Raw genomic sequence first — 13714 nt, forward strand, 5'->3', positions numbered from 1 at the left:
TAAAAGAAAATAATGTTGTATAATTGATTTTTATAACCGTTCCCGCGGTGGAAAAAAGTAGGTGAAACTGGTAAACTTACGTCAGGAATTTACTGGTAAACTTTAGAGCGGAACAGTGGTAAACTTTCCTCGGAATATCCAGTAAAGAAAGACAATGACAATTTTAATGAAATCAAATCTTATATCTCGAATAAGCTCGGAAGGACAGAAGTTTCAGACTTTGTTTCAACTGCTCATACTGAAACACCTAAACGGATAATTACATTTTCACCTCAAGTTTTTGATATTCCAATTAAGCCTCAAAATGACAAGCTTGTAACCGTAATGCTCCCTTTTAAGCTTCAGGACACGTTTAATTCAGTAAAAGAGGCCTGTGACAACCTGAATCTTAATTGTGCTAAAGCAGATGACATTTGGGAAAATCCAACATTTATTCAGGATATTTTTGAATTAATCTTTACATCAAGAGTTGTTGTAGCGGATTTTACAGGTAAAAATCCGAATGTATTCTATGAAGTTGGAATCGCACACACCTTAGGAAAAACAGTTGTCCCAATTACACAATCCATAAATGATGTTCCTTCGGATTTAGGACATCATAGAGCCTTGTTGTATCATCCAAATGAGCAAGGTTACAAAGATCTCACCTCAGAAATTAAAAAGAGATTAAGTACGTTATTTTCTGTGTAACCATCTTTAAAAATCGGAAGAGATTTCAAATGTAAATTTGAAGAGTAAAATAAGGGGCAATTAGGAAATCTTCTTTAAGAAAGGATATTGATAATACCTTACTGCCAAATACGGTCTAAATTATTTAGATTCGGTTTAGTCCGGCTAGAACTGTCCCAGTGAATTCTCAAGGTTTTCAGTATCTCTGAGAGCACACTGTCCCAATGACTTTCTAAAAACTCCCTCTTAAAAAACATATCCTTCTATCTATTAGACTATTAACAAAAATAACAACGCCTTAGCGTGTTGTCGTCTTGCTTTACCCCTTTTTTTTGCAAAGCAAAACAAAAACGAAAGCAATCCAAGTTTGGAATTCAAATCAAACCATTACAGAATTTCACTTTTTCCGATTTATTGAAAATCCTTACTTTTAACTTCATCCCCCAGAAATGTGCAATCCACTTAGTTAAAGCTATTATTTAAAATTTAAAAATCTGTGCATAGACTTAAAGCATATTATGCCAAATAAGTAAGCCTCCCTATAAAAATTGGCAATAAGTTGAACAAAAACAAGTGAGATAATTGATGAATAGAATAATACTTATTGGAAATGGTTTCGATTTGGCGCATGGTATGAAAACTAGCTATAATCATTTTTTTAAGGATTACTGGAAAAATATAATTGCACAATTGCAAAATGCGGCTGCAAATAATATTACAAGCCAAGGAATTCCATTTGAAAATGAAGAAATTAAAGTAGATGGAATTTATGGCCCATGGGGACCGACAACAAAGATTGACGCATCAAATTTTGAAGATTTATTAACTAATTTAAAATCACAAAATGTTGATTTTTCATTCAAGAATAAGTTTTTAGAAATACTTACAAAAAGACAAAAAGAACTGAATTGGGTAGATATTGAAATCGAATATTATGAATTACTTAAAAAATCTTTTAATGACAATGAGCAAGGGGCATTAGATTACACTATTCAGAAACTGAATAAGGATTTTGATAGAATAAAAAACTTATTAGAAGAATATTTGGTAAAAATAGAGTTAGAATTTGATAAAAGTAAAAACGCAAATTTCCCAAGAACTCGACATAATATTGGGAGAAAAATATATTCTAATTTCAATTTAAGAGATTTTTCAGAGAGTTCGTTAAATCAAAAAATTGACTTAGAATATACTGATTTTGTTAAAGACGCAAAGGCTTTAAAGGAAGGTCAAATAGATAGAACTGATTTGTCAGAAAAAAGATTCTCTCTCATATCGGCAATAGGAGTAGATGCAGACAAAGAAAAGTTCAAACAATTAATGTTATCTCAAGATGCTCAAGTTTTTTTCGATTTAATACCTAATCATACACTTTTTTTGAATTTTAATTACACATTTACCGAACTTCATTATCATATACCAGATAGATTGCCAGAATGGAGAAATGGAAAGACAGTTGAGTTCATCCATATCCATGGAAGCAACAGAAAAGAAGATAAAAACCCTATAATTTTTGGTTTTGGAGATGAACTAGATGATGACTACAAAAAAATAGAGAGACTGAACAATAACGATTATTTAGAGAACATCAAATCTATAAGATATTTAGATACTGATAATTACAAAAGACTTTTGGAATTTGTTAATAGTGGGAATTATCAAATTATGATAATGGGTCATTCTTGTGGGACTACAGATAGAACTTTGTTAAACACTATCTTTGAAAGTGATAATTGCGCATCCATTAAAGTTTTTTATCACAATAAGGGAGACGGAAAAGATAATTTTGGTGATATAATAAAAAATATTTCTAGGAATTTTAACGATAAGGCATTAATGAGAGATAGGGTTGTAAATAAAACATACTGTGAACCTCTAAATTGAAAAAGTTAGTTACTATGTGGATACCCCGATTTAGTGAAGGTTTTCTTGAAAACTATAATCTCAAGCCGGTCTTTTACATAGATTGATGGGTCAATAATTAACCTTGTCCATGCATTTTTTCGTGAAAAATTTGTCGGTTTTATTGGGCTGACGGTACTTTTCCGTGAAAAATTTCAAATATCTCTCATTAAATCATTTGCAAAAATTATATAATTAATTGAAAATGAATTTTTTGCAATAAACCTTATACCTGTAACATGGCGCTAGCCTGTTACCCTCTTGCTTTACATTTTTCTTTTTCAAAGCAAAACAAAAAAGAAAGCAATCCAACATTGGAATCTAAATCATCTATATGATAGAATTATTTAACCTTTTACGGAATCCCACATTTTTAAGTTTATTGAAAATTCTTACATTTAACACAATCCCCCCAAATTTACTGATAGCCTAGTTAAAACTATGCTTTATTTTAAATATAAAAGATTGGGCATAGCCGACCATTTTGGTTGTGTATGCCCCATAAAGTTTGGCATATAAACAAGTTGGCATTCATTGTAAAAGCCGACCGCACATTCAAGCACATTTGGTTTTTGCCGCCACACAAAGCCAAAAAGAAAAATCCAAAAGAGCTTGAATTTTTGCAAACGCACAAAAAGAATAATATGGAAATAACAAATACCGAAATTAATATTAACAGGGAGTTATCTAGACAAAGAGCTCAAGATGAAGCTAAACGTGCTGATATGAAACAGCATGCAGATAAGTTAATACAAGCCTTTGAAAAACTTGAAGAGAGTCATGCAAAAAGAGCGATTTGGGAGTTATTTCAAAATGCAATTGACTTATCAGAAAACTGTCAAATAATAATTGAACTAAAAGACGACTGCATAATCTTTAAACATAATGGTAAACCATTTACAACAAATACCCTGAGCTGCTTAATTAAGCAAGTAAGTTCAAAAAACACACAAAATGAAGAAGATGAAGTAGGTCAATATGGGACAGGGTTTATCACAACACATTCTTTCGGAAAAAAGATTTTGGTTTCAGGCTCATTGAAAGAAGATGGTTATTTCATACCAATTGAAAACTTTGAAATTGATAGAGTTGCTCAAAATGCAGACCCTGAGTTAATAGACAAATTGTTAATACAGCAAAAAAAAGTTTTTGACCTTGTTGAAAAAGGAGACCTAAAGCATGAATGCAATCAGTATACTACATTTTCTTATCAGACTGTAAGCAATTTAGAAAAATTAAATGCTGAAAATGCTATTGACAGCTTAAACCTAATTCTGCCTTACGTAATGATGATTAATAAGAAAATTCAACAAGTGAAGGTATTTGATAAAAATGGAGTTGAAACAACTTACCAAAAAGGAGAATCCACAAATGATGACGATTTAATAGTTAATCAAATTTATATAAACCAATCTGTTAAAAAAATCTACTCCCTTTACTCTGAACCAGAAGATTTAATAATAATTCTGCCACTTTCTGAAAAGGAAAAAGCATTTGTTTTTGATAAGGGACTTTCAAAACTATTTCTCTACTACCCTTTAATTGGAACAGAAGAATTTGGATTTAACTATTTGGTACACTCAAAGCAATTTGCCCCCACTGAACCACGTGATGGAATCCATTTAAAGAGTAAAAATGAACAAGTAAAAGAAAAGGAAGAACACAACCGATTCCTAATAAAAAAGGCTTCTAAACTTATAAGCGATTTTGCCCAAAAGTACTGCCTAAAAATTCAAGACCCTAAATTCTTAGCCGATATTAATTTTAACACACATATTCAAAATATACACCTTTCTGAGTACTTCACCGAATTAAAAAAATCTTGGGTTGAAAGATTTAAAACAATTCAAATTGTAGAAACCGAAAGTGATAGGCTTACTCCTGAAAACACTTTTTTCTTTAGTAATGAACTTTTACTTGATGTGAAATATTTTGACTCGATATATTCAATAGTAAACCTATATTGGAAAAACATCCCAAGAAAATGCATAACCGCAAGTTGGACTGATTACGTAATGAAATGGGAAACAGAAGATTTATCCTTCTTAAAAATCGTTGACATTGTAAAAAGGATTGAAGAAGTCGGTACGCTTAATTCATTTGCTGACCCAACAAATTTGAAGTTGTTTTATGAATACTTAATCGAATATGAATATGGTGAAATTTTTAATCAATACAAACTCCTGCCCAATATTAAAGATGAATTTAGGCTCCAATCACAGTTAAATAAAACTTTAAATATTGATGCGATTTTAATTAAAGTTGCTGATGTAATAATTCCCGATGTTCCCAAAAGATATATTAAAACAGGCTTTGAATTTAATCTAGCATTTGAGCCTTATGACAGGAAACAGTTCTCAAAAGAGATTAATTCACAAATTGCTGAATATAATAAGACTATAAAAGAAGATAACTTACTACAGAATGATATTTTACATGCCCTTATTGATTATTGCAAGATATTTCCATCTTTAGACAATACAGGAACTAGGGGACAACTAATTAACTTGATTTGTGAGTATTATGAAATCGACTCTACTCTTAAGAACCTTCCTAATATTGTAAATCAGGAAATAGATTGGTTAACTCCAATCAAGTGTTTGTTGAGAAACTTCATTTGGGAATTGAATGAAAAAGACCAAGATTGGATTGAAAACAACAAAGACTTTCTAAAAAAAGTTGTTTTCGTCATATATGACTACTATGAGTATGAAGACATTGTTCAAACTCTTCCAATATTCCCCAATCAACTTTTCGAATTATGTAAACAGAGCGAACTTAGATTGGATGGTAGTATTCCTGATGAACTTAAAAATTTATATGATGACATTGTTAAACCGTCAAAAGTAATCAGAAGTATTTTAGTTTTAGATGGGTTTGGTAGTACAATTAAAGATGGGGAAACAAAATACTCAAAGAGCCTTGGAGACTCTATTGAAAAAGTATTTCAGGAAGAAATGCCTTTAACACAAATAAATGAACATCTACATAAAAAAGACATTTTATGGATAATAAAGAAAATATCCGATGACGATAAATGGGCTAAATACTTCCCCTCTATTGAAGAAAAAAAGGCTATTATAATGATGGCAAGAATTTCTGATAATGAAACAAAAAATGACTTGTTTTCAATAATTGGTTTGGATAGAAGCAAAATAGCATTATTGGGTAAACTTTCTAGACGAAATGATTTAGAAAGACTAATTGCATTAGGTGAAGCTGCGATTGAAGAAGAAAATCGAAATAATGCAGATTTTGTTTTTAAACACACCATTGGAACACACATAGAAAGACTCATAAGAGAAAGAATAGGGACTGAATTAAATGATTTTAAAGTCGAAGTAAGTGAGCAGCAAAGTGGACAGGATATAATAGTTGAATACAACAATAGCATTATCTATTTCATTGAAGTCAAATCACGTTGGGACAGTAGGAATTCAATTACTATGAGTCCTTTACAAATGAAGAAATCAGTAATTAATCAATCAAATTATTCCCTTTGCTGCGTTGATATGACAGATTATAAAGTTGGAGAAGTTGACAGGTATAATGTGTCAGACCTAAATATAATTCTTGATAGAATAAATGTTCTAAGTGATATTGGTGGAAGAATTGAGCCTTTGTTAACAGGGGTGCTAGCTGTTAAAGACTTTGAAAATGAAATATCGTTGACAGGAGACTATCGCGGGACAATTCCTCAATCAATTGTAAAACAAGGAAAGTCAATTGACTATTTAGTAAGTCATTTAATCCATGTTATCAGAGATATTTAAGAGATAATGAAGCTAGTCCTATACAGTCATACACATTTGCAAGCCGCACAAATCCACGCTTTAACCAAAGCTTGCAAAAGAGTATGCCTGTCCCTACGCACTGACGAAAAAGAAAACAACGAAATGCCAACAATGTAAACGTAATGCGGGATGAAGTGTTAAAAATGAACAAATTAGATATTAACAAACATCAGTGCAAATTGAAAGTAAAATGCCTTGAAACCCGTACTACGCTTATACTGGACCGTTGTGCAACATGCTGAAAGAGCCAACGCACAAATAGGCACATTTGGTTTTTTGCGATTGGCCTGTGGGTCGTCAAAAACCAAATGTGCCTATTTTTTTGCCTTCGCAAGGACAGACTAATAAGGAAACGAACGAAATATATATTGTAAAATGAGATAATCGAATTATTCGAGTTATTTTAGCGACTTAAATTTATACGGACATGAACCGAATAAAGGAAGTACTTGAAGAAAAAGGAATTAAGCAAACTTGGTTGGCTGAGAAAATTGGAAAAAGTTACAACATGGTTAATGGATACGTGCAGAACCGACAACAACCAAGATTAGAAGTACTCTATGAAATAGCAAAAATTCTCGAAGTTGAAGTACGAGAATTATTGATTGAACAGAAAGACATTAAATAGGCAATGAAGGAATCAAAACACATTGATACATACCTATCTCTCGCAAACAGCCTTCGATTCAAATTGTGGGCTGTTGTAGGTAATAATAGTGCAAAACGTGAAAAAATCATCAATTACTTGGACTCTATTGGCTACACCAAAGTGGACGTGGGTGCTGAACTACAACCCATATTTGCAGAACTTGAAGCCAAAGATGAACCAAGTCACGATGTAGGGCAACACATCAAAGAGTGGTTTTCAAATAAGCCCGACAAACTCATTCTACTAAATGCAAGCATCCTTTACCATGACGCCTTCACCAAAATCTCTCCGGTAGGCGCATTCAAATACAACTCAAGGAATAAAGGAAGTGTGTTGTTTTTAGAAGATGAAAAGGTAATCAGCAACCGTATTTCCTATGGCAAGGTAGGTAGTGATGAGTACTACGATAAGGACATAAACGATATTCTTCTTACTAAGATTGAAGATGTAGAAGACAACTATACGAGCATCTTATCTGAACCTGACGGACAGTATCAAGCGCAAGAAACGTTACCCGATGGAGCCATAGGAAAGTTATTCAACTACACAGAAATTAAAGATGTGGTTGATATTGATACCGACCTAAAACATGATAACCTACAAAAGGAACTCATCTCCAGCTACATCATTTCAGAAGGACTTGAAACACAAATCAAGGATTTCATTGACAACATTAAGAAGCCGAATCACAAGGCAGTTAAAATCATCGGTAACTACGGGAGTGGTAAATCACACTTGATTGCCTTTTTGGTGAGCATCATCAACAATCCTTTGCTTCGCTCACTCATTAAAAACAATGCTGTTCGCAAAGAAGCTGAAACCATTTCCCGCAGTTTCTTCACAGTCCAATTCGAGCTGCAACCTGTAAATGTTGACCTCGCTTACTTCTTCTTTAGAGAACTTGAAAAGCAGGTAAAGAGAGAGTATGACATTGAGATTCCGATGTATGATGATGGGGTAACGCTTGACATCAAAGAACACTTATCCAACATAATTCAACTGCTAAAAGAGAAAGACCCAAGCAAAGGGCTTTTGGTAGTGGTAGATGAAGTGTCAGACTTCTTACAGGCGAAAGAAGAATACAAGATTAAAAGAGACTTTCAATTCTTGCGTGTAGTAGCACAGGTGTGTCAGGATGAAGATATTATATTGGCCATCTCCATGCAGGAAGACATCTATTCCAGCCCAAGGTTAGCCAATATCGCAGCTGATGAAGCTCGTATTAGTCAGCGTTTCCAAAACATTATCATTCGAAGAGAAGCTGTTAAAAAAGTAATTTCTCAAAGAATTGTACCAAAGAGCAAAGAGCAGAAACTCAAGATTGAAACAGAGCTAAAGCCATTCATCAAGAAGATTGAAACGGTAGCCAACAATCAGGAAGAGTATATTGACCTATTCCCTTTCACGCCTGATTTATTAGATCTTTTCCACGAGCTGCCATACTTTGAGAAAAGGGGGATTATCCAATTTGCGCAAAGTGAATTAAAGCATGTAGTGGCAAAACCTTTCCCCTACTTCTTCACATTTGACCGCATTTACGACATCCTTGCCAACAATCCGAATAATCGGAACCTTGAAGGGGTCTATGACTTGGTAAAGGTGGTGAACATCATAAAAGAGAAGATTGTAGCCAACTTGGAGCGCAAATTTCATGATGATGCTTTTAAGATTATCAAAGGGCTTGCTGTCTATTCACTTTGGAGCAAGGGAGAAAACGGAGCAACAGCCAAAGAATTGGCTCAGAAGCTCCTGATTATTCACCCCAACGATACTTTTGAAGCTCACGTTCGTGTGGCTCAAATCGTGAAGAAGGTCCGTGAAGCCACAGATGGCTTCTACTTGAAAGTGGTGAAGGATGACCAAACAGGAAATGATTACTTTAAGTTTGATCCTGCCATTGACGGACAAGACCCTGAAGAGCGAATAGATAATGAAATCAATGCGGTTGGTGGTAATGAAGACAAGCAAGAAGATGTAGTTTTTGACCAATTAAAGGAAATATTAGATCTTGTCAATTACAAGAACATCCCCAACATCTTTGAAGATGAAACCACTTGGCAATCGGTAAAATCATTCCGCAAAGGCTTTATCATTTTCAACCGTAAGGGCGAAGAAGTTGAAGAAGTAGATGCTGCTGATTATGTGATTGTATTCCAATCGCCATTTAGTAAAAAGAAAATACCCACCTTCGCACCCAACCAACTGAATATTGAAATAAAGTTTGGAAGCCAGGAGAGCATCGAACGCATTAAGCGGATTGTAGCCATTCGCTCTTTAATGAGTAAGAACATCTTATCTAGTGTAATGTCTCGAAAACTATCTGATAGCATCAATGGCTACAGAGATCCAAAAGGTATTACCGTACCGGGTGTAAAATACCAGTTGACAAAGCAGATTCAGAATTACGCCACTACCAGTATCAATGGAGATGTAATCAGCATCAAATCAACGCTTGGCAAAGAGTACAATAACCTTTCGGAAGTTGTCTCAGAACTCAAGAAGAAGGTATTTGATGAATGCTTCAACAAAGAATATCCTGAGCATCCTAAGTATGCTGAAATCCTATCATCAGGCAACATCACGCATTCCCTTTCACAGATAGCCGATGAAACCACCAATGGAAATTTCAGAAGCATTTCGCAACGAGCTAAGAACTTCCTTTCAGCACTCAATCTGATAAACGCCAATGGCGACCCGGAGCTGAATGGTAATAAAGTGGTAAGCCAAATTCAATCTATCATCAACGCCAAAAAAGGCAAGGTGGTAGATATTGAAAAAGAGATTGTTCAGCAGTTTACAGGTAAGCCCTACGGGTTAGAACCACAAGTGGTTCATTTCTTCTTGGTGGTGCTCACTGCATTGGGCAAGATTACCTTGAAAGGCCGTGGTGGCGATGAGTTGGACATCTCCAACATCAAAGAGAAGTTTAGAAGTCTCAACATGTTTGAGAACATCATCTATACTACCAAGAAAGACGACCTATCCTATGACTTTGCCCAAAACCTACTCAATGCACTTGGTCTAAACGGCAACATGATGCTTCAAGAGAAGCACCGAAACGATGCATTTGCTGATTACAAGAAAAAGATAACTGAGATTTCCAAGGATATTAAGGAACTTGATTTCCAGATTCAAAAATTAGAAGCAAAGCACACCAGCTTCCTCAATGTAGATAGCGTAAAAGCCAAGTTTGATGAAATAAAAGCCATTGATTGGGCAGGCTTAGAAATTAACAACCACGCCAAATTCAATACACTTGGCAGCTACGAAAGCAAGTTGGGTGATATATCCAGCCTGCTTGGTGAAATGTCCAACTTGAAAGATGCCTTGCACGAGTACTTTGAAAGCACTCACAAAGGCATAGAATACATGGAGCAAGCCATTGCGATTATTGAGAACAATAAAGAGTACCTAGAAGACAAAGGGTTATATGAGAAGCTCGAAACGCTGCATAACGATACCAAAGCCATTGTCAAGGATTTTAAGAAGTTCAACAATCTAAGTGAACGTTTCCCCATTAAAGGAAAGATCAGCAGCTTCAAGGACCAGTATGTGAAGGACTTCTACTATCCTGCCTTGCGCAACACCATTGGCGATAAAGTAGATTGGAAACCTTTACTTACTTTCACCTCCAACCCGAACTTCAAGCGAGCACAGATATTGGCAAGTGCCCAATGCAACGTACCGCAGAAGTTAGATGGCAAGGTACAGAAATGGACAGGCTTAACTTCTCTTAGAGCCAAGGATATAGACGTGGAAAGTCTATACGACATCCCTTTTGATGTAAATTCCAACTTCCTCAAGCAAGAACGAGACTATTCATCCATTAAAGAAGAAGCTGCAGGTGTAACTGCTGCACTGAAAACCATTGCCGATGAATATGAAATGACCATTGTGCAGGAAGTCATTAAAAAGAAGGACCAGCTTGAATTGGTAAAAATTCAACCGGAGCACAAAAAGACCATTGAGCAAATCATTGCCAAAGAAGAGCTACCGGCAGACATCAATAGCAGTTTGATTGCTTCCATCAACAAGCTCTTTGTAGATATTGAAGTGGTAAGCCTAAAACAGCAAGACTTGGTAAACCGAGTATTCAAGAAAAACGAATTAGTAACCCTAAGCAAAATACAACAAGCCTTTTTTAACCTCTTCAACGAGCTAGAGAAAGACCACAAAGGCAAAGAAGTACGCTTCAAAATTGAAGACTAAGATTATCCCATGGACTACAAAGAAGAATTAAGAGAAAAGCTTACAGAGCTTAAGAATGTTGAAGGGTTTCCCATTGGCAATGATGAAGCCATATTGAAACTTTCGCATCTACCTTATTATACGCCTTGCCCAAATCCCTTTATAAAAGATTTCATTAAAGCTAATGGTTCAGAATATTTAGAGTCATCAGACAATTACAGCAGGGAACCTTATGTCGCTGATGTGAGTGAAGGTAAAACTGATCCAATATACATGGCTCATACTTACCATACGAAAGTTCCATACAAGGCAATAATGAACTACATAGAGCACTACACTGATGAAGGTGATATTGTCCTCGATGCTTTCTCAGGTTCAGGAATGACAGGAGTTGCCGCTCAATTCTCTAACAGAAAGGCCATTTTGTCTGACCTTGCCCCAATAGGTAGCTTTATAGGTTACAATCTTAGTTCAGACATTGACATATTAGATGCCTTTAATGAAGCTCAAGAAGTTCTAAAAAAGGCCAAGTCTATACTAAAAGGGTATTATACAACTAAACATGACGACAATACCGAATGTCAAATCAATTATATTATTTGGAGTGATGTTTTGGAATGTAATTTTTGCGGTGGTGAATATGTTTTTTGGGACGAAGCTGTTGTCGACAATTCTATTGTAGGGAGTTTTCCTTGTCCTCACTGTAAGGCCGAAATCAGTAAATCTAACTCTTCCCGAGCCAAGTACACCTATTTTGACAGAGCACTGGAAAAAGACATTGAAACCGCTAAGCAGGTTCCAGTATTGATTAATTACAATTACAAAAAGAAGAGATTATCAAAACGACCAACGGAAGAAGACCTACATAAAATTGAAGATATTGATAATAGGGATGTGGAATTTTGGTTTCCTATAACTGCCATACCAGACGGAGATAAGACTACAGAACCAATTCGTACTCACAATTATCGTCATGTCCATCAATATTTTACAAGTCGAAACTTACATGCCGTAAGTGCAATATTCTCTTTAGCAGATCAAAGTAAATATCCAAACTTCATAAAGTTCCTGCTTACCTCGTTTCTAGTCAAAACAGGAAGTAAACTACATAATATTGGAATGAAGAATGGAAAAATAAATTTGGCAGGAGCAATGCCAAATACCCTTTTCATTCCTAGCGTATTTGCTGAAAGGAACATATTTACTCTAGCTGAAGGAAAACTAAAAGACATTGTAAACGCATTCTCTTCAAAAAAGAATTTTAAGGCGGGTAATGTCATTACTCAAGTCAGTTCTGTTACTGACCTAAGTACCATACCATCAAATTCAATAGATTACATTTTTACAGACCCTCCTTTTGGTGGCAATTTGATGTACTCCGAATTAAGTTTTATTTGGGAAAGTTGGCTTGGCGTCAGAACAAACAATAATCCAGAAGCAATCATCAATAATCAACAATCAAAAAAACTTGATGATTACAATGTTCTAATGCTCAATGGCTTCAAGGAGTACTATCGAGTACTTAAACCCAAGAGATGGATTACTGTAGAGTTTCACAATTCTAAATCTTCGGTTTGGAACTCCATTCAAGAAGCTCTTTCTAAGGCAGGTTTCATCGTAGCACAAGTAACAATCTTGGACAAAAAACAAGGTACTTATAACCAAATGACTGCTACCGGTTCAGTAAAAAGTGATTTAGCAATATCTGCATTCAAACCCAGCGAATCTTTTGAGAGTCAGTTTTTAAAAGAATCAGGTGAAGGATTAGAAGTTTCATTTGTTGAAGAATTTCTATCAAATCAACCAAATCGGCCTGTAATAGAACGTACAGAGAAGATGCTGTACTCAAAAATGCTAGCCTACTATATTCAGCGGAGCTATGAAATACGCTATGATGCCAAATCCTTTTATTCCTTATTGCAAAGCAACTTCATAGAAGAAGATGGTTTTTGGTTTACATCAGATCAAATCAATTCGTACATCGAGTATAAAAAGTACGCCAAGCTCAATGAGATTGAAGAAATCAAATCAGGTGGCTTATTCCTTTTTGTAACCGATGAGAAATCAGCATTGGTATGGTTGCACAACTTCTTAAGCCAACCCAAGAGCTTCTCGGATGTATCGGTGGCATTTAACCAGCTAGCCAATATTCAAGATGACCAGGTACCTGAGCTTCGAGATTTATTAGAAGAAAACTTTGTGTTTGAAGGTGGCTTGTACCGCAGACCTAAGTCAGAAGAAGAACACAATCAAATCACTGAGAAGCGTCAGAAGCACCTTTGGAAAGAGTTTGAGACCATCCTTATTCAGGCACAAACCGAACGCAAGAAAATCAAGGAAGTGCGGAAAGAAGCCCTTACCTATGGCTTTGAGCGTTGCTACAAAGACAAGCGTTTTAAGGATATACTTACCATTGCATTCAAGCTGCATCCTTCCATTTTAGAGAATAATGGGGAGTTAGCAGACTTTGTAGAAGCAGCAGAAATTCAGGTAGACGGTTTAGCTTAAGTTC

The 13714-nt window shown here is 35.3% G+C and carries 6 protein-coding genes; all 6 read left to right on the plus strand.

Features of this window, described 5'->3' with window-relative positions; translation table 11 throughout:
* The first annotated feature begins 324 nt into the window (after positions 1 to 324).
* The 6 genes from AC13CC_RS06415 to AC13CC_RS06440 all read left to right on the plus strand — a co-directional run bounded on the left by AC13CC_RS06415 (position 325) and on the right by AC13CC_RS06440 (position 13710).
* The gene (locus AC13CC_RS06415) at positions 325 to 690 is read left to right on the plus strand and encodes a hypothetical protein (RefSeq protein ID WP_482877381.1); all 366 of its coding nucleotides are present in this window, start codon (positions 325 to 327) and stop codon (positions 688 to 690) included.
* A gap of 564 nt (positions 691 to 1254) precedes the next feature.
* Positions 1255 to 2553 (plus strand): AbiH family protein, encoded by a 1299-nt coding sequence (locus AC13CC_RS06420; RefSeq protein ID WP_482877382.1) that lies wholly within the window; start codon positions 1255 to 1257, stop codon positions 2551 to 2553.
* Positions 2554 to 3065: 512 nt separating this feature from the next.
* Positions 3066 to 6344 carry a sacsin N-terminal ATP-binding-like domain-containing protein gene (locus tag AC13CC_RS06425; protein WP_482877384.1) on the plus strand — a complete coding sequence of 1093 codons (3279 nt, stop codon included), beginning with the start codon at positions 3066 to 3068 and terminating at the stop codon, positions 6342 to 6344.
* A 448-nt stretch (positions 6345 to 6792) separates the two neighbouring features.
* Positions 6793 to 6993, plus strand: coding sequence for a helix-turn-helix transcriptional regulator (locus AC13CC_RS06430; RefSeq protein ID WP_482877386.1), 201 nt, complete (start codon positions 6793 to 6795; stop codon positions 6991 to 6993).
* A 3-nt stretch (positions 6994 to 6996) separates the two neighbouring features.
* Positions 6997 to 11223 (plus strand): DUF6079 family protein, encoded by a 4227-nt coding sequence (locus AC13CC_RS06435; RefSeq protein WP_482877388.1) that lies wholly within the window; start codon positions 6997 to 6999, stop codon positions 11221 to 11223.
* Between the two features lie 9 nt (positions 11224 to 11232).
* Positions 11233 to 13710: a DNA methyltransferase gene (locus AC13CC_RS06440; RefSeq protein ID WP_482877390.1), complete on the plus strand. Its 2478-nt coding sequence runs from the start codon at positions 11233 to 11235 to the stop codon at positions 13708 to 13710.
* Positions 13711 to 13714: the final 4 nt, after the last annotated feature.

This window comes from Flagellimonas sp. L-11 (assembly GCF_056857735.1).